Source organism: Gallaecimonas xiamenensis 3-C-1 (assembly GCF_000299915.1).
In the GTDB taxonomy this organism is placed as follows: Bacteria; Pseudomonadota; Gammaproteobacteria; order Enterobacterales; family Gallaecimonadaceae; genus Gallaecimonas; species Gallaecimonas xiamenensis.
Map to the genome: position 1 here is coordinate 110,087 of NZ_AMRI01000008.1, position 23,482 is coordinate 133,568.

Genomic DNA, 23,482 nt, shown 5'->3' on the forward strand with positions numbered 1-23,482 from the left:
CTTCTCGCCCGGCGCCGCCTCGGCTATGATCGCCGCCTTACTCGGTACCAAGGAAACACTGATGCAAATCGCCGACGACAAAGTGGTGCAGTTCCACTACGTGCTCAAAGACGATCAGGGCCAGCAGCTGGAAAGCAGCCAAGGCCGCGATCCCCTGGCCTACCTGCACGGCCACGACAACATGATGCCCGGCCTGGAAAACGCCATGGCCGGCAAGGCCAAAGGCGACAGCTTCAGCGTCACCCTGGCCCCGGCCGACGCCTATGGCGAGCGCCAGGACGGCCTGACCCAGCGGGTACCGGTCAAGCACCTGCAAGGGGCCAAGAAATGGGCGCCGGGCATGGTGGCTGTGGTTAACACCGACCAGGGCCAGCGCCAGGTCACCATCGTCAAGGTAGGCCGCTTTATGGCCGATGTGGATCTTAACCACCCCCTGGCCGGCCAGACCCTGACCTTCGAGGTCGAGATTGTCGACGTCCGTGACGCCAGCGACGACGAAATTGCCCACGGCCACGCCCACGGCGTGGGTGGTCACCACCACTGAGCCCCAGGGGCCCTGGACATCTGCTACCATGGCCCCTGAAGGCCCCAATTGAAGGACGACAACCATGCCGCTTCTCGACAGCTTCACCGTCGACCATACCCGCATGAAGGCCCCGGCCGTGCGGGTGGCCAAGACCATGAAAACCCCCGGTGGTGACACCATCACCGTCTTTGACCTGCGTTTTTGCCTGCCCAACCAGGAGATCCTGTCCGAACGGGGGATCCACACCCTGGAGCACCTGTTTGCCGGCTTTATGCGTGACCACCTCAACGGCGACAAGGTGGAGATCATCGACATCTCCCCCATGGGTTGCCGTACCGGTTTCTACATGAGCCTGATTGGCGCCCCCAGCGAGCAGCAAGTGGCTGACGCCTGGCTGGCCGCCATGAGCGACGTGGTGGACGTTACCGATCAGTCCAAGATCCCCGAGCTCAACCTCTACCAGTGCGGCACCGCTGCCATGCACTCCCTGGAAGAGGCCCAGGCTATCGCCCGCAACGTCAAAGATCGCGGCGTGACGGTCAACCTCAACCAGGAACTGGCCCTGGACGAGGAATTCCTCAAGCAACACTCCTAAAAAAAGCCCGCTTTCGCGGGCTTTTTTCTAGCGGTTTTCCAGCCGGTTATAGTCCAGCAGGCCAGCCTCTATGGGGTGGCGCTGGCGGTAAAGCCGGTTGAGCCTGTCGCTAAAGGCCCAGAAATCCGGCGCAGTGCGGCGAACCGCGAAGCTGTCCAGCAGTGCCTGGTAGCTGGCTTCGTCCTTTACCGCCTGGGCCTTGGCCACCAGGGCCGCCAGCTCGCTTTCCTTCACCTGCCAAAAGGCCCCTGGGTAACTGCCCAGCAGCCCGTGGACCAGCGTCACGTCGTCTGCCGCCAGGTCGCGGTTGCTGGCCTCGTCAAAGAGGCTGGAGATATTGCTGTGGGCACTGTTGCGCACCAGGGTGAACAGCTCAGCGTCGCCCCCCGCTGCCGGCTCCACGGCAATAAAGGTGAGTTCCGGAAACAGGTGCACGGCCCGCCCTTGCAAGTGGCCAAGCTCGGTCAGCAATGCCAGGGCATTGGCCCCCAATTGGGCCTGGTCCAATTGGTAGCGCCTGGGTTGCACCTTGGCCTCACGCTTGGCCAGCATGGCAAAGAGCTCGGCCTTGGTGTCCTGGCTTTGATAATGCACCCCGGTGGGCTGGTCGAAGCGGTTGATGTCCCCGTCGATAAAGCCGCTCAGTTCCTTACCGGCCCCCTTGTACCAGGCCTTGAACTGGCGGCGGCGCTCATCGGCGGGCAACAGTGCCAGGAAGTTGGACTCCCCTTCCATACGCAAAAAGTCCATATAGAGGCGGGTCAGCAACTGGTGGCCGTAATTGCCGTAGACGTCGAAGCCCGCCACCAGCAGATAATGGATCCGCTCCAGCAGGGCGTAGTCCAACACCCAGGCGGTCTTGGGCGGCTCACCCACCAGGCCTTGGGTGACGGTAGCGCTGTCGAAGTGGCGCAGCACCGTCAAGGTGGCATTGCGGTTGTGGCCGTCCCCGTCCCAGATCCCGTCCAGGGTCAGGTGGCGGCCGTCGGCGAAGGTCTTGTTCATAAAGTCGCTACGCGCCTTGAGGTAGTCACCCTGGCGTTTGGCATAGCCAAGCCAGTTCATCGCCAGGGCGGTGCTTTCCTTCTCCGCCGGCATATGCAGGTTGTCCCGCTGGCTGCGGTAGAAGGACGCCACCTCTGGGGCCTCGGCAAAGGCCGGGTCCACAAAGTAAACCCAGAACCTGTCGTTGATGACGTTAAGGGCCACCTGGCCACGACACACCGGTCCTTTGATAAAGCCCATGATGGTGTACTGGGCCCGGTCCAGCATAAAGCGGTAGCGAGCCCCGGCAGGCAGCTGGGCAAAGGCCACCAGGGGGTTGGCGGCCACGTCGGGGGCATAACTGGGCAGGGCCGTGACCTGATAATCCCGCTCGAAGAACAGGGCCTGCCAGCGGGCCATCAGTGCCTCGTCCAGGGCATAGGGCATGTGGGTCTTGTCGACTATGGTGGAAGGCACCGGTACCAGCCGGTAGTAGACCCGCGCCACACCGGGGTCGTCAAAAGGCCGGCGGCTGGCAATGGGTTCAAGGGGTTGGCCAGGGGCGCTGGCCGAGCGCACCAACTCGAAAAAGCGCGGCGTACCGCTTTGCTCATCGGCAAAATAGAGGTGGGCAAAAAACAAGTGCTCGTAGATGTAACGGGCGACCAGTTGCCCTTTGAGGCTGTCGTCGTTTAAAAAACCTTCCCACTTGGCCAGCTGTTGCTGCTCCTGCTCACTCAAGGGCGCTGGTGGCGCCATGGGGGCCCCTTTGGCCACCCAGTCCATCAGCAACTGGTGCTCGTGCTTATCGAGTCCAGGCAAGCCGTAAGGCATGCCCCACAACGGCTGGTTCTTCTCGAAGCTGTCCATTTCTTCGATGGTGGGACACTGCTGGCTGCGATCCAGTCCCAAAGTGAATTCAGGTCCCAGGTGCTTGCCTTCGGGCAAAGGATGTTCGGCCTTAAGGGCCAGCATGCGCGCCAGCACCCCGGCCTGGGTATTGGCCTGGGGGCTTTGGTCCCGTTCGTTCAACACGGCATAAAAGCCCTTCTGGCGCCATTCCTGGGTGCTGGCGGCATCGATAAAGAGCCGGCTGGGACTGGCCGCCACCAGCCTGGTGCCCTCGTAGACCAAGGCCTTGCTGGCGCCCCTATCCAGCCCCTGGGATGAGGACAGCTTCAATTGGCAAGGGGCGTCGTAGCAGGCGTGGCAAACCACGCAGCGCTGTTCCAGTACAGGTTTGACATCATCCAAGTAGTGGCGGGCCTCGGCCGACAGGGCCAGACGCTCCCTGGGCTGGGCTTTGCCAAAGCGATCATCCAGGGTCAAACCGGCATAAAGGGCACAGCCGGACAACAACAGCAGGGGCAGGTAGAGCCAGGGGCGCCCTTTCCATTTGCGCATGGGAAAATCCTTTGGGTGGCGGCATTTAAGTATACCTTCTCGCCGGCCTTGGCCTCTACCGAGCAATATTAATGAAAAACTAATGAAATCAGTTTTTTGGCAACCTCTTCCAAAAAAAAGCGGGGAGGCTATAGTGAGCACAGCACCGCCTTTGCAGGCGGTGTTTTGTTATCTAACCAAAGGAGCAAAACAATGTTACCGCCCATCTATCTGACGGCTCAGGATGCCGACAGACTCGACAACCTGCTGGCAAGCCAAGGGCCGGGCCGGCACCCGGAATTAGAAGCCGAATTGGCCAGGGCCGAGATCCTCAAAGGGCCGGCCCCGGCCGATCTGGTGGTGATGAACGCCAAGGTGCAGTTTCGCATTGTAGCCACCGGCGAGCAGTTCAGCCGCACCCTGGTGTTTCCCAAAGATGCCGGCCAGGCGGGCAGCCTGTCGATACTGGCCCCGCTGGGCAGCGCCCTTATCGGCCTCAAAGTGGGTGACAGCATCCAATGGCCCAAGCCAGGTGGCGGCTTGACCCAGGTCAGCCTCGACGCCGTTACCCCTCCCTCCCAGTCTTAAATCCAACCACACCCGATGGCCTCATCGGGTGAGCGGTTTCTTAGAACACCACCCGGTAGTAAACACCCCAGTGATCACCGTCTCCCGACAAACCGGAAGGCACGGCGATACCATTGTATTTTTCCAAGTCGTATTCCACCCACTGGTAGCGAACCCCAACCCAGTTGTGCTGGGTGATCTGGTAGTTGTATTCCACTATCCAGCCCAGGGCGTCGTCGAAGTCGAACTTTTCGTGGACACCGTCGATGTCGATATCGGCTTTAACATCAAAATGCCAGGAAGGGCCCAGCAAAAACTTGTGGCGGTCCCAACGGTAGTAAGGCAAGAATTCGGCGGTGTAGCGTTCCAGCTCGATTTCACCGTTGGTGCCGTCGGCGAAGTTGAAGTGATAGCCCAGGTTGAACGCCGCACCCCAGGTGCCGTTTTCCCAAAGGCCACCCAGGCCCAGGTGGTAACGGTTGCCGAAGCGGAAGTTTTCCTTGGTGCCGTTGGTGTAATTGACGGCCACGAAATTGTCGCCACCGTGGGTATAGCCGGCGAAGAGGCTGAAGGCCAGGCCATCGTCCCCACCCAGTTTGTCCTGGTTCTGGATATAGGGGTTGTCAGCCTGGGCGCCGAACGCCAATACGGATGCAAGCAGCAGGTAAGGTCGCATTTATCCCTCCATGGGTTTGTTGCGTTATCATAGGTTTAATCAATCTTAGCCAGAAGTTAATGGACGCCCAAGAATTATCTAGCCAGCGCCATCGAAATGGCCTGACCCTGACCCTGTTGGGGGTGCTTTTCCTGGTTGTGGGCCCAGTGTGCCTGGCATGGGGCTGGTTTGGCCCCGGCATGGTATTGCTGCTGGCCACCCCGGTGTTGCTGGTGCTGGGCATAGGCAAGCTCACCGAGCCCAAGGTCAGTCTGTCCATCAACAGCCACAGCCTGTCCCTGCACCACAGGCGCGGCGGCTGGAGCCTCAACTGGCGGGACATCCAACGCATAGACCAGCTTCACCTTGGCAGTGGCTTTTACCGCCAGGAACTGCCTTATATCGGTTTTCGCCTCAAGGCCCCGGAGCAAGTGCTGGACACCATAGGGCCGCGCCTGGCGGTAGGTCTGCTGACCGAGCAGCGCAACCTGCTGTTGCTGGCCCTGCGTCAGCAATGCCCAGACTGCCAGGCCGAGGACCTGTTCGAGGCCAGCCACTATGTGTCCCCCTCCGGTAAGCGCTACAGCGGCGTACTGGCCATGCTGGGCCACCGCATGAAGCGCTTTCGGGAACTGACCGGCTTTGACTTGCTGATCGCCGAAGAGCTGGCCGGGGAAAACGGGCTGGCGCTGCTACGCCGCTACTGGGCGACAGCACGCAGCACTCAGGAAGACTGACGGCGACACAGCCACAGGGCACCGGCCATGCACACCGACCCCAGCCCCAAACGCAGCCAATCCACCTGGCCCTGCCAAATCACCACGTTCACCACTATGCCGGCGGGGATCAGCATGTTGTTCATCACCGCCAGTTGTTGGGCGCTGACCAGGGTAGAGCCGTAGCTCCAGCCCAGGTAGCCAAGGCCCGAGGCCACAACCCCCAGCCACAGCAAGACTCCTTGCTGAACCGGCGTCACCGGTAGTTTTTGCCAGTCGGCCAGCAGCGCCGAGGCCAACGCCGTTACCAGCAGAGCCCCCAGGAAAAACCAGGCAAAGCGGGCCCTGTGGGTCAAACTGGTGGACTTGCTCTGGTGGCGGTACCAGACCTGGCCGAAGGCAAAGCAGGCGTTGGCCGCCTGGATAAGGGCAAAGCCTTTCCAATAGTCCTCGCTCAGCTCGGTCCAGCGAATGACCGCCGCCCCCGCCACCGCCAGCAGCGCCGGCGCCCACAGGTGCTTGGGCCAGCGCCGGGCAAACAGATCGGCAAAGAGGCTGACATAAAGGGGGGTGAAGATGGTGAACAGCAGCAGTTCGGCCACCGTCAGGTACTGGTAACTCTTATAAAGAAAGAGGTACATGATGCCGATCTCGATGGCTCCCGTTGCCATCAGCACCAAGGCCTGGCGCCAGGGCAAGGGGCGCCAGAACGGCAAAAAGACCAGCAGCGCCAGGGCCATGCGCGAGGCCACCGCCAGGTAGGCATCCACCTGGCCGGCCAGATAAACCCCGATCAGCGAAAACGAGAAGGCCCACAGCAAGGTGATGCCCCAAAGGAGCCCCATCAGCGCGGCTCCGAGGCGTAACACCAAACCGGCATGCCCGCGTAGCGCAGCTGTTCCTTGCGGGCCATGCCCAGCTTCTCGGCCACCTTGATGGAACCGATGTTGTCGGGGTGGATAAGGGCGATGATCTTGGCCAGGGCCAGCTCCTGGTGGCCGTGGGCCAACACCGGGCGGGCCGCTTCGGTGATCAGGCCCTGGCCCCAAAAGGCCGGCAGCAGCCGGTAGCCCAGCTCCGGCAGGGAAAACTCCGGCAGGTGCTTGATGCCGCAAAACCCGATCACCCGGTCACTCTCCTTATGCACCACCGCCAGGCGGCCATAACCGTACTTGGCGTAATCGGCCAGGGGCGCGGCAATGAGCTTCTCCTCGGCCTCTGCCCGGCTGGTGATCGGGTCCTGGCCGGTATAGCGCACTATGGCCGGGTCGGCGTTCATGGCCCAGAAGGCATCCACGTCATCCAGGGTGAAGGGGCGCATCAACAGGCGCGGTGTTTCTAGCATGGGTATTGCTCCTTGTTAGCCGGCCGGCCAGCATAACCAAAGCCCCGACCTTGAGCTATAAAGAGTACAGCGACAATAAATTGACGGGCAGGGTCGTGGACATATCAACGCTTTCCATCAATACCGAGGCCATCATCGCCTTTTCCGTGCTGATGCTGGTAGGTTACCTGCTGCTCAAGCAGCTGTTCTGTGTCTTCATCGTCGAGTTCAAGAAAGGCAAGGTCAAACTGACCAAGGGGTCGGTACCGCCAGATTTTTGGGAGGCCTGCACCAAGCTGGCCGCCAACCGGCAAATCAAAGGCTCGGTATTTGGTTACAAGACCAAGTACGGGGTGCAACTGGTGTTTTCTGCCAATTTCCCGCCCCTGGCCAAAGACAAGCTGCAATCGGCCTTTCCCTTCCAACGGATGGACAAGAGCTTTTTCAGGCGAAAAGCCACTCACCATCATCACCCAACCAAACCGCTGGACGACGACCAATAAAAAAGGAGGCCTAAGCCTCCTTTTTTATCATTCAGGGCATCAGCCCCAGACCAGTGACCACAACCATTTAAGGAAAGTCACCAAAGGCGGGGTTGGGCGAGTGTCGTCGACGATGACCACAGGGATCACCTGCTCACGGCCGTCGTCAAAGTGCAGCACCAGCTCCAGCTTCTCCGGTTTTTCCATATGGCGGTCGGCAATAAGCTCCAGCACCAGGGCCTTGTCGCCGGCTTCGCCATCGGCAAAGCTCAGGCGCGGCTCTGGCAGGCGGATATCGTTCTCGTCGGCAAAGCGCTGGCCGTGGCGGCTATGGCCGAGGAAACGCAGCTCGGCGCTCAGGCCCAGTTCGCCGTCGGCGCCGCCTTGGCGGCTGACCACCAGGGAACCCAGGCCTTCACTTTCATACAGGGTCAGGCTGTCTTGGGCCAGGCTCAGGTTGCCGGCCAGGGGCCAGTCCAGGGCCACCACCACAGGGTCGTGATCCGACGAGCTGAATGGCCCTTGAGATTTGACCAAGCTGCCGGTGTAGGCGCTGTCATAGCTGAACAGGTTGGACTCGGCAGCATTGATGTGCCAGTCGCTGACTGCCTTGACCTTGGTGGCAAGATCCTGGGTGGCCAGGGCCTGGTCGAGGCGACCCAGTTCGCCGTCGTACTGATAGGAATAGGCCTGGGGCTCACTCAAGTTCACCAGGCCATAGCCCTGGCTGATAACCCTGGCTTCATCGTCCAGCTGCGGGGCGGATGTGGTGTCGCCAAAGTAGGTGCTGTGGGCCGTTTTCAGTTCCCTGTCCAAGGCCGGGATCTGGGTCAGCACCAGCAGCGGATCTTCACTGGCATAGGCATTGAAGTCACCCAGCAACAGGGTCGGGGTGTTGGAAGCCTGCACCTGTTCGGCGATCAGCGACACTTCGGTGTTGCGCAGCTCGTTACAGCTGCCCTGGCCGTCGGCGGGTTTGCCTTCTTCGTCCTCGGCGCAGCTGCTGCCTTTGGAGCGCAGGTGGTTGATGGCCACCTGGAAGCTGTCGCCGGTTGCCTGGCCCTGATAGAGGCGCTTGAAGCGCTGGAACAGGCTGGGGCGGCCACCGTGGTGGATGTCTTCTTCTACAGTGCCGTCACTGCCGACGCTGGTGGTGATCTGGTTGGGCATCTCCAGCACGGTCAGGGCCCCGTCCGGGGTCACAACGGCCGGGCGGTACAGTATGGCCGAGGTGATGGCGTCGGAGCCGATTCGCTCAAGGCCGGCCGGTTGCACAAAGGCGTACTGCTGGTCCTGAGGCAGTTCGCCGTTAAGGGCATCCAGCAGGCTCTGGATAGCGGAGAGCTCCCCAAAACCGTTGTTCTCCACCTCGATAAGGCCCAGCACGTCGGCGTCGATGGCCAGCAGGGCGTTGACTATCTTGGTTTGTTGCAGGGCAAAGGCGTCGGCGCTTTTGGCCCCCCTGTTAACGCCCAAGGGGTTGTCGTCACCACCGATGGCAGTGGTGAAGTAGTTAAGGACGTTGAAGCTGGCCACCTTCAACTGGCCTTCCTCGGCCAGCACCGGGGCATTGGTGCGGTCGTCCAGATGCACGAAGTCACCGGCGCCCAGGGTGACATCTTGTCCCACCAGCAGGCGGTAGTTGCTGTAGGAATAGGCGATGGCACCGGCCAGGTTCTCGACCCTGTCACCGACCCGGATATAGCCCTGCTCGGCGTCCAGTCCGGGGAAGTAGGGGATCACTCCGTCCGCCGGCTTGAAGTCGGTATCGATATAAAGGGTACGGGCCTGGTTCTGTTCGGCCAGGGCCTGGGCCTCTGGAGTCAGGGCCGGGTGGAGCTGGGTCGGAATAAAGCGCGGGCCGCCGTGGGCCAGCACCATGTTGTTACGGGAGGCATCGTAGTCATAGCTGAATGGACGCGTCACCCTCATATCACTGGCGGCAGACAGCCATACCTGCATGCCTTCGACTCTTTCCAGGGAGCCCGCCACATCCTGAGGGTCCAGGATCAGTTCCACCGGGGTAACCTCGGCCAGGTCCAAGGGGCTGGGGCTGAAGTTGTCCAAGGCGATCTCGGTAAAGCCAAAGTATTCCTTGACCAAGCCTTCCACACAAAGGGCCATGCCAGGCTGGATCTGCGGATCTGGGGCAGTGCCGGTGTAAACGAAGATACCGTCCGAAGTGGCGTCGTTGCCGTCTCCGGCGCCGTCTTGCAGGAAAAAGCCCTTGAGCAGACCAGAGGACAATTGGGTAACCCGGCCCTGGGTCACCACCTTGTCGGTGCTTTCATAGCTTCCGTCCGGCACCAGCGGTGAGCTGGCCCCGTCCCCTTGGATGCTGGGAATGCTTTGCCATTGGTCCGGGCATTGCCAGGTCACCGGCGGCTCGCCGTCGTCGCCGCAATCGCCAAGGCCGGTGCAGCCAAGGCCATCCAGGCTGTCTTTGGCAAAAGACTGCCACTGGGCAAAATCAAAGCTGCCGGGGCTGCTGCCCGGCAGGCGGCGCAGGGTCATGTCCTTGGTGGATTTGCCGCCGTCACGGTATTCAGAGCCCGGGTCGACCCCCACTGTGCCTATAGTGTCCAGGGCCTCGGCGCCCCGTTCCAGCACCACGGCGTCGTCACCGTTGAAATTGATGCTGCCGGAGCGGATATCGGCCTGGATGCTGTCGTCGGCACTGGGGTGAGCCAGCACCAGGCTAGCACCGGCGGCCAGGGTGCCACTCAGGGGGATACGGGCCGTGGTGGTGGTGGCACCGTTGAAATAGACCGCCAGGCTGACCCCGTCCAGGGTCTCGCTGCTGTCGCCGGTATTGGAAATTTCGATGGCCTTGTTATAGCTGCTGCCTTCCACGTATTCGGTGATCAGCAGATCGGCCCAGGTCGGTTGGCTGGCCAACGCCATGACCGCCAACGCCAGTGTGGTTTTACGCATGATGCTCATCCTGTTGTTTGTTGTAACCCTTTCCAGGGCCCTGCATTGTCGGCCAGCCCCTTTTTTGTTAACAGGGCACGGTGTTTTTAACATCTCCAGCCCCCTAGGGGAGGCCCCAGGTGGAACCTGGCCTGGCCGGCAAGGCACGTTTTTTTAACAAATACAGGTGACAGGGATACGACAGCGGTATGACGGCGGGGCCGTTTGTGGTGGGCAGGGCCCCTGTGCTAGGCTCAGCCCCTTACTTGCACCAAACAAAAGGGGTCACTTCATGACCATCAGCAAAAACAAGGTAGTGACCATTCACTACACCCTGAAAGACGACGCGGGCACCGTACTGGACACTTCTGCCGGTGGCGAACCGCTGGTCTATCTCCATGGTCACGGTAACCTGATCCCGGGCCTGGAAGCCCAACTGGACGGCCAGGCTGAAGGTGCCAAGCTGGACGTAACCGTAGCCCCCGAAGACGGCTATGGCCCTTACCACCAGGAACTGGTGCAGGAAGTTCCCCGCAGCGCCTTCCAGGGTGTTGACGACATCGAAGCCGGTATGCGCTTCACCGCCCAGACCGACGCTGGCCCCCGTACCGTTGTGGTCCAGGCCGTAACCGACGAAACCGTCACCGTCGACGGCAACCATCCTCTGGCCGGCCAGTTCCTGCACTTCAGCGTGGAAGTGATCGAACTGCGTGACGCCGAGGAAGAAGAACTGGCCCACGGCCACGTGCACGGCGCCGGTGGCCACCACCACTGATGGCCAAAAAGCCCGCTTGAGCGGGCTTTTTTGATCCAGCACAAAGAGGGCGGCCCAGGCCGCCCTTTCTTTTGATCTCCATCAAGCCGCCCTACCCCACCCCTGCCTAGCCTCAATGGCATAGAACAGGAGGTGACTAATGGAACTGTGGACACAACTGCTGTTTGGCGACGCCGTCGGTATCGCCAGTGTCATCACCATAGTGGGAGCCCTGGTGGTGATCGGTTTTTGTACGGGACTTTTCATCCGCAAAGCCATGAAAGACGGTGACGGAAAATAGGCATTGGGCTAATATCAGCCCATGCTAAGACGAACTATCTTCCTGATCCTGCTTGCCATTTTTGCCCGCCCTGCCCTGGCGGCGCCGGCTCTGTGGCAAGTGGACACTCACGGCGGCCGCTTCTGGCTGCTCGGCTCCATTCATGTGGGCAAAGTGGACAACCAAGGTCCTCTCAAGGCGGTGCTCGACCGCCTTGAGGGCGCCGACAATCTAGTCCAGGAACTGGCCCCCCAGGAGCTGACCCCAGGGCGCATGCAGGCATCGGTGATGCACTACGGCCTGCTCCAGCAGGGCAGCTTAAGGGACCAACTCAGTCCCAAGGCTTACCAGGCCCTCTCTGAAATGGCCGGCGACTATGGCATTCCCATGGCCCAGCTCGACAGGGTCCGCCCCTGGTTTGCCGTCATGACCCTTATGCAAAGCGCCCTGGCCCGCCACAACTTCGACGCCAACCTGGGTATCGACAACCAGGTCAAGGCCTTGGCCGAAGCCAGGGGTTGGCAGATCTCTGGCCTGGAAAGCCTGGACCGCCAGTTCCAGGCCCTGGCCAGCAGCGACCATTTCGCCAATGACATGGTGTTGGACGGCATAGGGGAGATGGACCAGCTCGACAGCACCCTGTCGCCCATGCTCGACGCCTGGCAGGCCGGCAAACTGGACAAGCTCGGCGAGCTTTGCCCCCTCAACCAGGGCCAGGGCCCCGCCTACCAGGCCATGCACGACGCCACCCTCAAGCAGCGCAACCAGGAGTGGGTTCCCAGGCTGTTGACCCTGGCCCAGGGCCGCGACAGCCTGGTGGTGGTGGGCCTTGGCCATATCATCTGCACCGACGGCCTGCTGAGTCTTCTCGAAGCCAAAGGTGCCAAGGTCCAGCGGCTGCAATGAGCGAACGCCTGCGCCTGCTCACCGAGTATCAAAGCCTCTGGGCCAGCCCGCCGGCGGCCTGGAAGGACGACTACCCGGTGCTCTACCATCTGGTACAGCAGGAAGCCAGGCATCCCTTGTTGCACCAAAACCAGGTGCGCCCCACCCCCTTCCTCGACGAACTACCCTGGCTACCCCGCCTCAACCGTCAGCTCTGTGCCGAGAACGCCCCCTTTGACGATTTGACCGAAGCGGTCAGGCCACTGCTGCCAAGCCAGCCCAAGGTGCTGGTGGAATGGGGCACTGTGCTGCCCGAGGTACTGGAGGGATTTGAGGCGGTAGCCATTGCCCCCAGTGCCGGTCAACCCCACCCCAGGCGCCAATGGTTTGAAGCGGATCTCAACAGCAACGAAGCCCTGGACCCCATCAAGGGGCGCCGCCAGCTACTGGGATTGGGTTTAGGTTTGGAAGAAGCGCAGCAACTGCTGCAAAAAGGCGCTGAGCGGCGCCTGCCGGCCATGGTGCTGGGGATCAGCGGCTACCACCTGATCAACACCTCCAGCTACCAGCCGTTGGCCCTGGACCTGCCGGATATCCCCATGAGCAGCCTGCGAACCCTGTCCATGACCACCCAGGAGGCGGCCAAGGACTGGCCTAACCGGCTGCTGCGCTGGCTGTTTCGACCGGCCCTGCGCCAGGCGATATTGGACGATTTGGCCAGCTTTGCCCGTAAGGAAGGCTACCAGGTGGCCATCCAGCCCCTGCCCCCCATCCAGGGCCGCCAGGTCCATGCCCTGCTGCTGACCCAGCCGGACCTCAATCGTTAAAAAAGGCCCAGAGCCGCTCCAGGGTGGCCAGCCGATAGCCGTCCTCTTCCAGCAACAATTCGTGCCAGCCCCCGTCGATGATCTGCAAGCTGCCCTTGGGCAAGGCCGCCACCAGGGCCTCCTGGCCGGTACGGCTCACCACCTTGTCTTCCCCGGCCACCAACACCAGCACCGGCACCGTTATGGCACCGGCCTCCTTGACGGCCTTGTCCATGGCCAGGAAGGCCGCATCAAGCCACTGGGCAGAGGGGCCGCCCAGGCGGGCGTCCGGCATGGCTTCCAGCCAGTCCTGGCACAGCTCGTAACGGTAGTGGGAATGGCTAAGGCCGTTGCCTTCAAAGGGCTTACGCTGGTAGGGGCCGGTCGTCAGCACATAGCGGGGCTGACCCCGGCGCTTGTCCTGCTGGCTCTGCCAGCGGGCCATGCTCTTGGCCACCCAGTTGGGAAAAGGGGCGGTGTTGATGCTGAGCATGGGGGAGGTCATGGCCACCTTGTCAAAGGGGTGCGCAAAAGCCGCCAGGTAGAGGGCGGCAATACAGCCCCCCATGGAATGGGCCAGCAGCCAGTGGCGTTTAAAACCTAGGGGCAACACCACCTGGTTGACGAACAGGTGCAGATCCTCGGCGTAGTGGTCAAAGTCTTCCACGTAGCCCAGCAAGGGATCGTCGGTCAGGCGGCCAGAAAAGCCCTGGCCCCTGTGGTCCAGAGCCGCCACCGCTATGCCCAGCCGGCCCAGCTCAAAGATCAGTTCCTGGTATTTAAGGACACTTTCGGTGCGCCCCGAGCTCAATACCAGCAGGGTGCTGGCCCCCGGAGGCAGGAACAGCCGGTAGTGCAGTTCGACCCCGTCCGGGCTCAACAGGCTGCCAATCTGGCCCCCCTCGAAATAGGGGTGTACCAGGCTTTGGTAGCCGGCTTTAAGCGCGTCCTCGGTCAACCACATGGCAAATCCTGCATAAAGGAAAAAGGCAGCCCTTAGGCTGCCTTAATATTGGTCGGAAAGACAGGATTTGAAACTGCGACCCCTCCGTCCCGAACGTAGTGCTCTACCAAGCTGAGCTACTTTCCGTTGCTTGCCCAAGGGGCTTTGCAAAACTGAGAATTCTTGGTCGGAAAGACAGGATTTGAACCTGCGACCCCTCCGTCCCGAACGTAGTGCTCTACCAAGCTGAGCTACTTTCCGTCGCTTGCCCAAGGGGCTTTGCAAAACTGAGAATTCTTGGTCGGGAAGACAGGATTTGAACCTGCGACCCCTACGTCCCGAGCGTAGTGCTCTACCAAGCTGAGCTACTTTCCGTCGCTTGCCCAAGGGGCTTTGCAAAACTGAGAATTCTTGGTCGGAAAGACAGGATTTGAACCTGCGACCCCTACGTCCCGAACGTAGAGCTCTACCAAGCTGAGCTACTTTCCGTCGCTTGCCCAAGGGGCTTTGCAAAACTGAGAATTCTTGGTCGGAAAGACAGGATTTGAACCTGCGACCCCTACGTCCCGAACGTAGTGCTCTACCAAGCTGAGCTACTTTCCGATACAACGGCGAGCATTATAGCCATCTGCCTTTGGCATTCAAGAAAAAGCGTTGCAGGCCCCGTCTTCTGGCGTTTTTTTATGCGAATCAGCTGCCTGAAACGAAAAGGCCCCGCACGAGGCGGGGCAAAAAGTCATGATGTCAGTAGGGTTTGCCGACAACGGGCGAGCCCGATGCCAACCGCCGGTACCAACAACCGGCGCTACCACCATTGAAGGTGAAGTAGTCATATCCGGGAGGCTTTACAGCTTCCCTGTCATCTTAGTGCCCTCGTCCACCCTTAGGCTGGCAAGGGGCCTGTTCCCTGGTTCGTCCCGAATGACCGTCCTGTTGTTATGGCGATTTGGTCACCTGGAACCGGCGCAGAAACCTACGACTCAGGGTTCCTGCTGATGATTTTTCGTACTCCTCCAGCCCTGTTATGGTAGTGATTACGGGTTGGGCAACCCGCTGCACGTCTGCAGCGTGTCGCAGACTATATACAATGGGAAAACTAATTTTCAAGCAAAATGAAACAATTTTGAAACAAAGGTGAGGTCGCCATGAACAGGCGGATACTGTGCTTGCTGGATCAGGAAGATAGCGCCACCCTGCCCTGGGCTCTGCCCATGCTCAAGGGGCTGTGCGACAGGCATTGGGTACAGGTTTTATGCCGCCCAGAACAGGCCCGGTTGCTGGGGGCCTTACCCTGGCTGCCGGCGCCGCTGGTGGCCCACCATCCCGGCAGTTGGCCACGCCTTATCTGGCAGTTGCGCCACCAGCGCTGGGACAGCGTCTGGGATCTGAGCCTGCCGCCCCTGACTCCCTGGCGCCAAACCTTGCCCTTTTTGGTTCCCACAGGCCACAGGCTGCTGCTGGCGGGCAGCTCTCCCTTCGATGCCCAGCGCCTGCCCTGCCCCCCGGACGCCCATGTGGCGGAACGCTTCGGTCAGGCACTGGCTACCCTTGGCCTGGGTGGCTCCCACCGCTGGCTACCGCCGCTGAGCAGTACCGAACAGGGGCTGCTGGCCGCCATCGGTGACAGGCCCATGGTGGCCATCAACCTGCTGGACGACGACGGCCAGGCCTTCGCTCCCCTGGTGGAACAGTTTCGAGACCTGCTGCAAGGCCTGCCAAAACTGGTCCTGGTGCTGCTACACCCCCTGCCCAAGGCCCTCAAAGGGCTGCGCTCCCCCAGGTTGTTCAGCCTGGAAGACAGCGCCCCTTTGACCGGTTGGCAGCTGCTGGCCAGGGCCCAGAGCCTGCTGGGGGTGGACTCGGCCTGGGTGCAAAGGGCAGCGGTGCTGGGAGTGCCGCAGCTGGCCCTTTATACCGACGACAACCAGTACCTCAATCGCTGGCACCCCAACGATCTCAACGCCCTGGTCTGGCGCTACACCCCGGGGGAGCCTTTGGCCCTCAATGCCCTGCTGGGCCAGCTTCGCAAGCTCCATAAGAGCCAACAGGAGCCCAGCCTCAACCTGGTGTAGCCTGGCGGTGGGCCAGGCGCCGCCACAGCCATTCAAAAGGCCCTTGGGAGAAGCGGCGAAGGTAAAGGGGGGTCAGAGCCAGGGCCAGCAGGCTGTAGCCCAGGGCCAGGGCCAGCAACGCCGCCCTTGGCCATTGGCCGAAAAGGCCGGTGCCGTAGAAGAATCCTGTCATCACCAGGCTTTGCAGCAGGTAGTGGCTAAGGGCTATACGCCCTGCCCCCTGCAGGGCCGTCCAGCCGCTGCCAAAACGCAGGGCCAGGCCCAGGTAGCCAAGGGCCTGGATAGGCGCAAACAACAGCAGCCAACCGTGGCCCAAGGCAGGGTCCAGCATCAACGCCAGTGCGCTTGGCACCAGGCCCCCCAGGCACCACCAGAGCCAGCGGTTTCGCAGGCCAGCCAGCCAATGGGGCTGCTGGGCCAGTAAAGCCCCAAGCAGCATCAGGCCACCGACCATGGGCAGTATGAACAGCGGCCAAGACAGCAGGGTATAGCCAAAACTGTGCAGCCGGTATTGCAGCTGCTCCAGGTAGCTGCCTTGGGCAAAAACGGCCAAGGCCTGGGTATCCGGCTCCGGGTTCGGCGGCGTCAGGCTCAGCAGGCCGATAAACACCAAGGCCCCCAGCAACACCAAAAACAGGGATAACAACAGACGCTTTTTGGGCTCCCCCCCTTGGGTGTAGGGCAACATCACGGAGGCGGTCAGGGCGTAGAGCAGCAGGATGTCCCCGTCCCAGACCAAGAAACCGTGGGCAAGGCCAAACAGCGCCAGCCAGCGTAAACGTCGATGCTGGTAAGCGTTACCGGCCTTGGCCAGCCATACCAGGCCCATGCCGAACAACACCGACAGCAGGCTGATAAACTTGCCGTCCGCCAGCAGCACGTTGCACCACCAGACCAGTTGGCTAAGGGCACCAGGCTCGGCCAACCTGTCATAGCGGTAGGCCTCAAGCTGGCCAAAGGACTGGATATTGACCAGGAGGATGCCGAAAATAGCCAGTCCCCTGGCGCTGTCGATGGCGGCGAGTCGGGAAGTCATGAATTGCCGGAAGTTGGGAGGTCAGGATGCATGATGATGACAAGACTTTGTTTGAAAAGGAAATGCAAGGTGTGCAGCCGATGGGTAACCTCAACAGCGCAGGCCTGGCTCCCAAACCCCAACAGGCCGGTGCCGACGCCCGCCGCGCCGCTGCCGAGGCGGAACTGGCCGAGGACATCAATTACCTGTCTTCGGAAGCGGTAGAACTGGTAGATCCCCACGACGTACTGGCCTACAAAAAAGACGGGGTCCAGGACGGCGTATTCAAGCAGCTTCGCCAAGGGAAATACGATATCCAAGGGGTGCTTGACCTGCACAAGAAGCGCTTCGTGGCGGCTCGCGCCGAGGTCTTTGCATTTATCCGCGACAGCCACCGCATCGGCCTTCGCACCCTGCTGGTAATGCATGGCCGGGGCGAAAACGCCAAACCCGTACCGGCTTTTCTTAAGAGCTACTGCGCCAAATGGCTCAAGGAAATGCCACAGGTCCTGGCCTACCACAGCGCCCAGCGCCACCACGGGTCCACCGGCGCCCTCTATGTGCTGCTGCGAAAGAACGACGAGCAAAAGCGGGAAAACTTCGAACGCCACGCCAAACGCTAAAAAAGGCGGCCCCAGGGCCGCCTTTGTCAATAGAGGTATTGGCGTTCGTCTTCGGTGAGCATGGCCGGGCTGTCCTGCCCCAGCTGGTGCTGGTAGATGACATTGAAGGCCAGCACGTTCTGCACGTAGTTGCGGGTTTCCTTGAAGGGGATGGACTCCACAAAGGCATCGAAGGGCAACTCCTTACCCACCCAGCGCGCCACCCGATGTGGCCCGGCATTGTAGGCCGCCGCCGCCAATATGCGGTTGTTGTCGAACTTCTCCAGCATCTGGCGCAGGTACTCGGTACCCAGGCGGATATTGACGTTCGGGTCGAACAGATCGCCAGCGCCGGCATCCCCCAGGCTCTTGGCCGTATGGCGGGCCGTCGCCGGCATCAGCTGCATCAGCCCCCTGGCGCCAACCGGCGACTGGGCCTTGGGATCTAGGGCACTTTCCTGGCGGCTGAGAGCCAACAGGAAGCTCTTGGGCATTTTCCTGAGGGTGCTGTAGCGCTCGAACTGGTCTTCAAAGGCCAGGGGGAAGCGCAACGACACCAGATCCCAACCGTCGCCACGGATGGCGGCCAGTATCGCCAGGTTTTCAAAACCCTGCTCATGGGCCCAGCCGGCCAGGGCCTGGCGCTGGCTGTCCGACAAGGGGGTCATCAGGTGATACCACTCCATGCGTGCCAGCAGGGCCTCGTCCATGGCCAGCAGCAGCGGAATGCGCTTAAGGGCCCCCATGTCGGCAAGGCCTGCGGTCATGGGCGGCGGCGGTATCTCGTTGAGCTCAAAGGGCTGTCCCAGGGCTTCTGCGGCCAAAAAGCCGTAATAGGAGCGTTGCTTGGCCGCTTCCTTAAGCAGGTTTTCCTTCAAGGCCGGGTCCGGTTCGGTCTTGGCCAGCCAGTATTGCCAACGGTCGTTGGCCACTTCCGCTTCGCTCAGCAGTCCTATCCAATCCCGGGCGCCTTGCGGGTCGCCTTGGGCCAAGGCATGGCGAATACGCCGCTCGGTCATCTGGTCGTCCCGGTAGTAGCGCACCGCTTCGTCCCGCCACTCCATGGCCTTCTTGTCGTCGGTGTCGTACAGCCTGGCGGCCAGGAAACGGGCCACCTCATGGCGCTGGGGCGCCGTGAATTCCATATGGTCGCGGGCCTGCATCCAGGTGCGCCAGGCCTGCTCGGGATTGCGCCTGGCCAGGCGCTCCACCGCCAGCACCGTCAGCCGCCGGCTGCGCTCGGCGTCACCGGGTACCGGTACCCGGCTGGCTACTTTCTGGGGTTGGTTGAACAGGGCCAAAATCGACTTGGCCACGTCCCCCTGATGGCCGCGAAGCGACCGGGCCAGGTAACCAAGCAGGCTGCCCTGACCACGGGCAAAGGCCAGTTCCATGCGCGACAGCACCAGATCAGATTTGAGGTGACCGGCCTTTTGCCAGGCGCTGAACAAAGGATCGCAGGCCTTGGGCTGGGACCGGCCCACCAGGTAGAGCTGCTCGGCCCCTTGCCAGGCCTGCTCCTTTGCCCCTGTCTCGAGCTTGGCCCGGTAATAGAGGCACTGGCGCTCGTCACCGGCCGGTTCGCGGGCGGCAACGCTGAGCAGCTCACCCCAGTCCTTACGGGCCGCCGCTTCGTCGATAAAGCGCATCACCAGGAAGCGCCCAAGGGGAGAGTCGGGGTAGTCGTGCTCAAAGGCCTGGACCTGCTCCGCCGTCACCTTGGCCATGTGGTCCTTGAGGTAGTAATAATCCAGGTAGCTGGCCAAAGGATGCTGGTTCAGCTCCTGGCGCAGCTTGAGGTAGGTCTTGTCATCACCGCGCTGCTGGGCTTTGCGGGCAGCAAGATAGGCGTCATCCGCCAGGCTGCCGGCTGAAAGCAGGGAAAAGAGCAGCGCAATACTCCATCGAGGCATAGGCCGTCCTTCTCGGTCAGAGTGCGTCGAGTTGCAACTGGGCCAGTTTGGGGTGGATCACCCACTGGCAATAAGGCTGCGTCTGGTGTCTGTTGTAGTAGTCGCGGTGTTCCACTTCCGCCGGATAAAAAGTCTCCAGGGGCGCAAGCTCGGTGACCAACGGCAGATCGTAATCGGCCTGGGCCCTTGCCATGGCAGCCTGGGCGGCCTGCTGCTGGGCCGGGCTTTGAAACAGGATGATGGAACGGTACTGAGGGCCCACGTCATTGCCCTGGCGATTGAGGGTGGTGGGGTCATGGGCGTTGAAGAAAAGCTCGAAAAGGTCGTCCAGGGCCAGGGCCCTGGGATCGAAGTGCACTTGCACCACTTCGGCATGGCCGCTGTCACCACGGCACACATCTTTATAACTTGGATCAGGCAACTGGCCGCCGGCATAGCCGGACTGCACCGCCTCTACGCCCCGAACCCGTTGAAAAACGGCTTCCAGGCACCAAAAACAGCCCCCCCCAAGGGTGATCTGGTCCATTCTGTCCCTCCTTTGCCATGAGACACCGCCCATCCTGGACAGTCGACATACGGCTTTGCTATCTCACTCTATGGTGTCCGGGAATACTCCGTTTCGCCAGCGGCAGCGTCAAAAAATTTACGCTGCCCGGGTGAGCTTAGCGGGGACTGCATAAATACAAGGCCAACAGCCAGGTGACCCAGGGCAAGGGGGGGTAGAAAAGGTAGCGCTCCCAGTTGCTGCGTACTTGCCAGCCCACGGCGTGCACCACACACAGGGCCATGGCGATCATCATCAGGCTAAGGCCTCCGTGGGGCGGGGTTCGGCCCAGCACTACGGATCCCCAGATAAACACCAGGCCGGCCAGGGCCAACAAGCCCGACAACCAGCGAAAACGGCCTTGGGGTACCAACATCTTGAACTCCTTGGATGAAAAAAACGGCAGGCCCGGGGGAGGCCTGCCGTTGTCCTGCGCTGTTACTGCGCGTCTTCTTCTTTGCTGTACTCGACGATCTCGAGCCACATGGCGTTAACGATACCGAAGGCGCAAGCCAAGAGCACACCCAGTATCCAAGCGAAATACCACATATTGCCTCCTAGTAGCTGCCAACAGAATTTTGTTCGATGTGCTCGGCGCTGACCTTGCCCCACAGCTTGTAGTAACACCAGAGGGTGTAACCCAGCACTATGGGTACGAAGATGCAGGCCACCACGAACATGATACCCAAGGTCTTATGGCTGGAAACCACATCCCACATGGTCAGGCTGTGGTCAGGCATCAGGCTGGACGGCATCACGAAGGGGAACAGCGAACCGCCAGCGGTGAAGATGACACCGGCGCAGGCCAGGGAGCTGAACAGGAAGGCCCAGCCAGGGCGGCCGCGCCAGGCCAGCAGCACGCTCATAAGGCCTGCCACCACGCCCAGCACAGGGGCGACCCACAGCAGCGGAAAGGCGTCGTAGTTGGCCAGCCAGGCGCCGCTCTTGTTAGAGACGGTCTTGTTGAGGATATTGAGGGCGCTGTTGGTGTCGCCAATTTTATCCAGCACATAGCCGTCCACCCCCAGTTGCAGGCACAGGCCGGCAGCGATAAAGGCTACCACCATCACCAGGCCGGCAATGGCGCTGGCAATGCGGGCGCGGCCGGCCACAGGGCCTTCGGCGCGCAGGGCCAGGTAGTTGCCGCCGTGCATCATCAGCATCGACAGGCTCACCACGCCGCACAACAAGGCGAAGGGGGTCAGCAACTGGAAGAAGTTACCGGTATAGGTGGAGTACATCAGGTTGTCGAGCTTAAAGGGCACCCCCAGGAACAGGTTGCCAAAGGCCACCCCGAACACCAGGGCCGGGACCGCCGAGCCGGCGAAAATGCCCCAGTCCCAGGCGCTACGCCAGCGCGTGTCCTTGACCTTGGAGCGGTACTCAAAGCCCACCGGCCGAAAGAACAGGGCAAACAGCACCAGTAGCAGCGCCCAGTAGAAGCCGGAGAAGGCCACGGCGTAGACCACAGGCCAGGCAGCAAAGATGGCGCCACCGGCGGTGATAAACCAGACCTGGTTGCCGTCCCAGTGCGGGCCAAGGGCGTTGATGGCCACCCGCCGCTCGGTGTCGGTCTTGCCGACGAAGGGCATCAGGGCACCGGCCCCCATGTCAAAGCCGTCGGTGATGGCAAAGCCTATCAGCAGCACGCCGATAAGCACCCACCAGATAAGTTTGAGGACTTCGTAATCCATGATCAGGCCTCCTGCGCCTTGGTTTCGAAGTGGTAGCGGCCGGTTTCAAGGACGCTGGGACCACGACGGGCATAGCGGATCATCAGGTACATCTCGGCAATCAGCAGCACGGTGTAGAAGAACACGAAGCCGGCGATACTACCCATCACATCCCCTTTGGACAGGGTCGACACGGACAGGTGGGTGGGCAGCACTTCGGCGATGGACCAAGGCTGGCGGCCATATTCGGCCACGAACCAACCCACTTCACAGGCGATCCAGGGAGCCGGCAGGGCGATAAGCGCAAACTTGAGCAGCCAGCGCTTCTGGCCGATGCGGTGGCGGGCGCTCTCGTAGAAGGCCAGGGCAAAAACCACCAGCATGATCATGCCCATGGCCACCATGATGCGAAAGGTCCAGAACATGGGAGCCACTTTCGGGATGGAGGTGTCCACCGCCTGCTTGATGTCCGCCTCGGTGGCGTCCACCACGTTGGGGGCATAGCGCTTGACCAATAGGCCATAGCCCAGGTCGTCCTTGAGTTCGCTAAAGCGGGCCCGGTTAGCCGGGGTGTCTTCGCCGTTTTTCAGTTTTTCCAGCACCTCATAGGCCAGGATACCGTTGCGAATACGCGCTTCGTGCTCGACTTTCAGGTCCTTGATACCCACCACCGGCTCGTCCAGGGAACGGGTGGCGATGATGCCCAGCACATAGGGGATTTTGACCGCATAGTCGGTACGCCCGGCTTCCTGGTTGGGGAACCCGAACAGGGTAAAGTCGGCCGGGGCTTCCTGGGTTTCCCATTCCGCTTCGATGGCGGCCAGCTTGGCTTTTTGCACGTCCCCTACTTCGTAGCCGGACTCGTCACCCAGCAGGATAACGGACAGCACCGAGGCCAGGCCGAACGAGGCGGCGATGGCAAAGGAACGCTTGGCAAAGGCAATATCGCGGCCCTTGAGCAAGAAGTAGCTGGAAATGGCCAGCACGAACATGGCTCCGGTTACGTAACCGGCAGACACGGTGTGCACGAATTTCACCTGGGCCACGGGGTTGAAGATAAGCTCACTGAAAGAGGCCATCTCCATGCGCATGGTTTCAAAGTTGAACTCGGCACCCACCGGATTTTGCATCCAGCCGTTGGCGATGAGGATCCAAAGGGCCGACAGGTTCGATCCTAAGGCCACCAACCAGGTCACCGTCAGATGCTGCACCTTGCTCAGGCGTTCCCAACCGAAGAAGAACAGGCCGATAAAGGTGGACTCGAGGAAGAAGGCCATCAGGCCTTCGATGGCCAGGGGGGCACCGAAGATATCACCCACATAGTGGGAGTAATAAGCCCAGTTGGTACCGAACTGGAATTCCATGGTAATGCCCGTGGTCACGCCCAGGGCAAAGTTGATCCCGAACAGTTTACCCCAGAATTTCACCATATCCTTATAGATCTGCTTACCGGTCATCACATAGACCGATTCCATGATCGCCAGGATAAAGGACATGCCCAGGGTCAGTGGCACGAACAAAAAGTGGTACAGCGCCGTGATGGCGAACTGCAAGCGCGATAGATCAACGACATCATCACCGATCATTGTCGGACTCCTTGGATGCTGAAGGCGAGGCGTTTAGAAATTGGTTATCAATGGCCGTGGCCCCCTGGTTCACATCCACCGGATCACTGAAAAACACCAGCTTGAAGGTGATGATCAGGGCCAGTTTCAAAACCAGGATGGCAGCGATTTCTTTCGCCAAGGCAGGGCGTTTCATGCCCATGGGGGCTCTCCTTAGTGAACCTCGGCTGAAAGTATGCGCCCAACCCCAATAGGCAAATTTGATTTGCCGCAAATAAGGATCGG

The 23,482-nt window shown here is 61.0% G+C and carries 25 protein-coding genes and 5 tRNA genes; 11 read left to right on the plus strand and 19 right to left on the minus strand.

Features of this window, described 5'->3' with window-relative positions; genetic code table 11:
• Positions 1-61: 61 nt before the first annotated feature.
• Both B3C1_RS07315 and luxS read left to right on the plus strand, forming a co-directional pair.
• Positions 62-544 (plus strand): FKBP-type peptidyl-prolyl cis-trans isomerase, encoded by a 483-nt coding sequence (locus B3C1_RS07315; RefSeq protein WP_008483907.1) that lies wholly within the window; start codon positions 62-64, stop codon positions 542-544.
• Between the two features lie 64 nt (positions 545-608).
• A complete protein-coding gene (gene luxS, locus B3C1_RS07320) occupies positions 609-1,121 on the plus strand; it encodes an S-ribosylhomocysteine lyase (RefSeq protein ID WP_008483908.1) in 513 nt (170 codons plus the stop codon).
• A 27-nt stretch (positions 1,122-1,148) separates the two neighbouring features.
• On the opposite strand, the gene B3C1_RS07325 is transcribed toward luxS, so the two are convergent.
• Positions 1,149-3,509, minus strand: a complete 2,361-nt coding sequence (locus B3C1_RS07325; protein WP_008483911.1) for a fatty acid cis/trans isomerase — start codon at positions 3,507-3,509, stop codon at positions 1,149-1,151.
• Positions 3,510-3,701: 192 nt separating this feature from the next.
• Here B3C1_RS07325 and B3C1_RS07330 point away from each other — a divergent pair, with 192 nt between their 5' ends.
• Positions 3,702-4,076, plus strand: coding sequence for a GreA/GreB family elongation factor (locus B3C1_RS07330; protein ID WP_008483912.1), 375 nt, complete (start codon positions 3,702-3,704; stop codon positions 4,074-4,076).
• A gap of 40 nt (positions 4,077-4,116) precedes the next feature.
• Here B3C1_RS07330 and B3C1_RS07335 read toward each other — a convergent pair whose 3' ends face one another.
• The gene (locus B3C1_RS07335) at positions 4,117-4,731 is read right to left on the minus strand and encodes a hypothetical protein (RefSeq protein ID WP_008483913.1); all 615 of its coding nucleotides are present in this window, start codon (positions 4,729-4,731) and stop codon (positions 4,117-4,119) included.
• Positions 4,732-4,790: 59 nt separating this feature from the next.
• Here B3C1_RS07335 and B3C1_RS07340 point away from each other — a divergent pair, with 59 nt between their 5' ends.
• Complete coding sequence (locus tag B3C1_RS07340) at positions 4,791-5,447, plus strand: DUF2982 domain-containing protein (protein WP_008483914.1); 657 nt, start codon at positions 4,791-4,793, stop codon at positions 5,445-5,447.
• Here B3C1_RS07340 and B3C1_RS07345 read toward each other — a convergent pair.
• Positions 5,435-6,271 carry an EamA family transporter gene (locus B3C1_RS07345; protein ID WP_008483915.1) on the minus strand — a complete coding sequence of 279 codons (837 nt, stop codon included), beginning with the start codon at positions 6,269-6,271 and terminating at the stop codon, positions 5,435-5,437. The two genes, B3C1_RS07340 and B3C1_RS07345, sit on opposite strands and share 13 nt — an antisense overlap.
• The gene (locus B3C1_RS07350; RefSeq protein ID WP_008483916.1) at positions 6,271-6,771 is read right to left on the minus strand and encodes a GNAT family N-acetyltransferase; all 501 of its coding nucleotides are present in this window, start codon (positions 6,769-6,771) and stop codon (positions 6,271-6,273) included. Before B3C1_RS07350 ends, B3C1_RS07345 begins: the two co-directional genes overlap by 1 nt.
• 95 nt (positions 6,772-6,866) lie before the next feature.
• Here B3C1_RS07350 and B3C1_RS07355 point away from each other — a divergent pair, with 95 nt between their 5' ends.
• Positions 6,867-7,253: a DUF3634 family protein gene (locus B3C1_RS07355; RefSeq protein ID WP_156804488.1), complete on the plus strand. Its 387-nt coding sequence runs from the start codon at positions 6,867-6,869 to the stop codon at positions 7,251-7,253.
• Positions 7,254-7,292: 39 nt separating this feature from the next.
• Here B3C1_RS07355 and B3C1_RS07360 read toward each other — a convergent pair whose 3' ends face one another.
• Positions 7,293-10,166 (minus strand): ExeM/NucH family extracellular endonuclease, encoded by a 2,874-nt coding sequence (locus B3C1_RS07360; protein WP_008483918.1) that lies wholly within the window; start codon positions 10,164-10,166, stop codon positions 7,293-7,295.
• 271 nt (positions 10,167-10,437) lie between these two features.
• Between B3C1_RS07360 and slyD the strand changes: the two genes are divergently transcribed.
• From slyD to B3C1_RS07375, 4 genes are all read left to right on the plus strand, one after another.
• Entirely contained in the window at positions 10,438-10,920 is a 483-nt protein-coding gene (gene slyD, locus B3C1_RS07365; RefSeq protein ID WP_008483919.1) for a peptidylprolyl isomerase, read from the plus strand.
• Between the two features lie 139 nt (positions 10,921-11,059).
• A complete protein-coding gene (locus tag B3C1_RS19735; RefSeq protein ID WP_008483920.1) occupies positions 11,060-11,200 on the plus strand; it encodes a DUF3149 domain-containing protein in 141 nt (46 codons plus the stop codon).
• 21 nt (positions 11,201-11,221) lie between these two features.
• Positions 11,222-12,085, plus strand: coding sequence for a TraB/GumN family protein (locus tag B3C1_RS07370; protein ID WP_008483921.1), 864 nt, complete (start codon positions 11,222-11,224; stop codon positions 12,083-12,085).
• A complete protein-coding gene (locus B3C1_RS07375) occupies positions 12,082-12,891 on the plus strand; it encodes a hypothetical protein (RefSeq protein WP_008483922.1) in 810 nt (269 codons plus the stop codon). Before B3C1_RS07370 ends, B3C1_RS07375 begins: the two co-directional genes overlap by 4 nt.
• On the opposite strand, the gene B3C1_RS07380 is transcribed toward B3C1_RS07375, so the two are convergent.
• The 6 genes from B3C1_RS07380 to B3C1_RS07405 form a co-directional block, all read right to left on the minus strand.
• Positions 12,881-13,834: an alpha/beta fold hydrolase gene (locus B3C1_RS07380; RefSeq protein WP_008483924.1), complete on the minus strand. Its 954-nt coding sequence runs from the start codon at positions 13,832-13,834 to the stop codon at positions 12,881-12,883. The two genes, B3C1_RS07375 and B3C1_RS07380, sit on opposite strands and share 11 nt — an antisense overlap.
• 49 nt (positions 13,835-13,883) lie before the next feature.
• Positions 13,884-13,960 (minus strand) — tRNA-Pro (locus B3C1_RS07385).
• 37 nt (positions 13,961-13,997) lie between these two features.
• Positions 13,998-14,074, minus strand: a tRNA-Pro gene (locus tag B3C1_RS07390).
• Between the two features lie 37 nt (positions 14,075-14,111).
• Positions 14,112-14,188, minus strand: a tRNA-Pro gene (locus B3C1_RS07395).
• A 37-nt stretch (positions 14,189-14,225) separates the two neighbouring features.
• Positions 14,226-14,302: transfer RNA gene (locus B3C1_RS07400), tRNA-Pro, on the minus strand.
• Positions 14,303-14,339: 37 nt separating this feature from the next.
• Positions 14,340-14,416 (minus strand) — tRNA-Pro (locus B3C1_RS07405).
• Positions 14,417-14,958: 542 nt separating this feature from the next.
• Between B3C1_RS07405 and B3C1_RS07410 the strand changes: the two genes are divergently transcribed.
• A complete protein-coding gene (locus B3C1_RS07410; protein ID WP_008483925.1) occupies positions 14,959-15,885 on the plus strand; it encodes a glycosyltransferase family 9 protein in 927 nt (308 codons plus the stop codon).
• Here the strand turns inward: B3C1_RS07410 and B3C1_RS07415 are convergent.
• Entirely contained in the window at positions 15,872-16,921 is a 1,050-nt protein-coding gene (locus B3C1_RS07415) for a DUF418 domain-containing protein (RefSeq protein ID WP_008483926.1), read from the minus strand. The genes B3C1_RS07410 and B3C1_RS07415 overlap by 14 nt on opposite strands.
• Positions 16,922-16,947: 26 nt before the next feature.
• On the opposite strand from B3C1_RS07415, the gene smrA reads away from it, so the two are divergent.
• Entirely contained in the window at positions 16,948-17,523 is a 576-nt protein-coding gene (smrA, locus tag B3C1_RS07420; RefSeq protein WP_008483927.1) for a DNA endonuclease SmrA, read from the plus strand.
• Positions 17,524-17,549: 26 nt separating this feature from the next.
• Here smrA and B3C1_RS07425 read toward each other — a convergent pair whose 3' ends face one another.
• From B3C1_RS07425 to cydP, 7 genes are all read right to left on the minus strand, one after another.
• Positions 17,550-19,415, minus strand: a complete 1,866-nt coding sequence (locus B3C1_RS07425) for a transglycosylase SLT domain-containing protein (RefSeq protein ID WP_008483928.1) — start codon at positions 19,413-19,415, stop codon at positions 17,550-17,552.
• 16 nt (positions 19,416-19,431) lie between these two features.
• Positions 19,432-19,941 carry a peptide-methionine (S)-S-oxide reductase MsrA gene (gene msrA, locus B3C1_RS07430; protein WP_008483929.1) on the minus strand — a complete coding sequence of 170 codons (510 nt, stop codon included), beginning with the start codon at positions 19,939-19,941 and terminating at the stop codon, positions 19,432-19,434.
• 136 nt (positions 19,942-20,077) lie between these two features.
• Complete coding sequence (locus B3C1_RS07435; RefSeq protein WP_008483931.1) at positions 20,078-20,335, minus strand: hypothetical protein; 258 nt, start codon at positions 20,333-20,335, stop codon at positions 20,078-20,080.
• Positions 20,336-20,397: 62 nt separating this feature from the next.
• Positions 20,398-20,508 (minus strand): cytochrome bd-I oxidase subunit CydX, encoded by a 111-nt coding sequence (gene cydX / locus B3C1_RS07440; protein WP_008483933.1) that lies wholly within the window; start codon positions 20,506-20,508, stop codon positions 20,398-20,400.
• An 8-nt stretch (positions 20,509-20,516) separates the two neighbouring features.
• The gene (gene cydB / locus B3C1_RS07445; RefSeq protein WP_035481393.1) at positions 20,517-21,656 is read right to left on the minus strand and encodes a cytochrome d ubiquinol oxidase subunit II; all 1,140 of its coding nucleotides are present in this window, start codon (positions 21,654-21,656) and stop codon (positions 20,517-20,519) included.
• On the minus strand, positions 21,656-23,218 hold the full coding sequence (locus B3C1_RS07450; protein WP_008483936.1) for a cytochrome ubiquinol oxidase subunit I: 1,563 nt from the start codon (positions 23,216-23,218) through the stop codon (positions 21,656-21,658). The genes cydB and B3C1_RS07450 overlap by 1 nt, the downstream gene beginning before the upstream one ends.
• Positions 23,208-23,399 (minus strand): cytochrome oxidase putative small subunit CydP, encoded by a 192-nt coding sequence (cydP, locus tag B3C1_RS07455; RefSeq protein WP_008483937.1) that lies wholly within the window; start codon positions 23,397-23,399, stop codon positions 23,208-23,210. Before cydP ends, B3C1_RS07450 begins: the two co-directional genes overlap by 11 nt.
• Positions 23,400-23,482: the final 83 nt, after the last annotated feature.

What these genes read in the sequence shown, in the direction of transcription:
- B3C1_RS07315 (WP_008483907.1), top strand. Translation starts at nt 62, where the DNA reads ATGCAAATCGCCGACGACAAAGTGGTGCAGTTCCACTACGTGCTCAAA.
- luxS (WP_008483908.1), top strand. Translation starts at nt 609, where the DNA reads ATGCCGCTTCTCGACAGCTTCACCGTCGACCATACCCGCATGAAGGCC.
- B3C1_RS07325 (WP_008483911.1), bottom strand. Translation starts at nt 3,509, where the DNA reads ATGCGCAAATGGAAAGGGCGCCCCTGGCTCTACCTGCCCCTGCTGTTG.
- B3C1_RS07330 (WP_008483912.1), top strand. Translation starts at nt 3,702, where the DNA reads ATGTTACCGCCCATCTATCTGACGGCTCAGGATGCCGACAGACTCGAC.
- B3C1_RS07335 (WP_008483913.1), bottom strand. Translation starts at nt 4,731, where the DNA reads ATGCGACCTTACCTGCTGCTTGCATCCGTATTGGCGTTCGGCGCCCAG.
- B3C1_RS07340 (WP_008483914.1), top strand. Translation starts at nt 4,791, where the DNA reads ATGGACGCCCAAGAATTATCTAGCCAGCGCCATCGAAATGGCCTGACC.
- B3C1_RS07345 (WP_008483915.1), bottom strand. Translation starts at nt 6,271, where the DNA reads ATGGGGCTCCTTTGGGGCATCACCTTGCTGTGGGCCTTCTCGTTTTCG.
- B3C1_RS07350 (WP_008483916.1), bottom strand. Translation starts at nt 6,771, where the DNA reads ATGCTAGAAACACCGCGCCTGTTGATGCGCCCCTTCACCCTGGATGAC.
- B3C1_RS07360 (WP_008483918.1), bottom strand. Translation starts at nt 10,166, where the DNA reads ATGCGTAAAACCACACTGGCGTTGGCGGTCATGGCGTTGGCCAGCCAA.
- slyD (WP_008483919.1), top strand. Translation starts at nt 10,438, where the DNA reads ATGACCATCAGCAAAAACAAGGTAGTGACCATTCACTACACCCTGAAA.
- B3C1_RS19735 (WP_008483920.1), top strand. Translation starts at nt 11,060, where the DNA reads ATGGAACTGTGGACACAACTGCTGTTTGGCGACGCCGTCGGTATCGCC.
- B3C1_RS07370 (WP_008483921.1), top strand. Translation starts at nt 11,222, where the DNA reads ATGCTAAGACGAACTATCTTCCTGATCCTGCTTGCCATTTTTGCCCGC.
- B3C1_RS07375 (WP_008483922.1), top strand. Translation starts at nt 12,082, where the DNA reads ATGAGCGAACGCCTGCGCCTGCTCACCGAGTATCAAAGCCTCTGGGCC.
- B3C1_RS07380 (WP_008483924.1), bottom strand. Translation starts at nt 13,834, where the DNA reads ATGTGGTTGACCGAGGACGCGCTTAAAGCCGGCTACCAAAGCCTGGTA.
- B3C1_RS07410 (WP_008483925.1), top strand. Translation starts at nt 14,959, where the DNA reads ATGAACAGGCGGATACTGTGCTTGCTGGATCAGGAAGATAGCGCCACC.
- B3C1_RS07415 (WP_008483926.1), bottom strand. Translation starts at nt 16,921, where the DNA reads ATGACTTCCCGACTCGCCGCCATCGACAGCGCCAGGGGACTGGCTATT.
- smrA (WP_008483927.1), top strand. Translation starts at nt 16,948, where the DNA reads ATGCATGATGATGACAAGACTTTGTTTGAAAAGGAAATGCAAGGTGTG.
- B3C1_RS07425 (WP_008483928.1), bottom strand. Translation starts at nt 19,415, where the DNA reads ATGCCTCGATGGAGTATTGCGCTGCTCTTTTCCCTGCTTTCAGCCGGC.
- msrA (WP_008483929.1), bottom strand. Translation starts at nt 19,941, where the DNA reads ATGGACCAGATCACCCTTGGGGGGGGCTGTTTTTGGTGCCTGGAAGCC.
- B3C1_RS07435 (WP_008483931.1), bottom strand. Translation starts at nt 20,335, where the DNA reads ATGTTGGTACCCCAAGGCCGTTTTCGCTGGTTGTCGGGCTTGTTGGCC.
- cydX (WP_008483933.1), bottom strand. Translation starts at nt 20,508, where the DNA reads ATGTGGTATTTCGCTTGGATACTGGGTGTGCTCTTGGCTTGCGCCTTC.
- B3C1_RS07450 (WP_008483936.1), bottom strand. Translation starts at nt 23,218, where the DNA reads ATGATCGGTGATGATGTCGTTGATCTATCGCGCTTGCAGTTCGCCATC.
- cydP (WP_008483937.1), bottom strand. Translation starts at nt 23,399, where the DNA reads ATGGGCATGAAACGCCCTGCCTTGGCGAAAGAAATCGCTGCCATCCTG.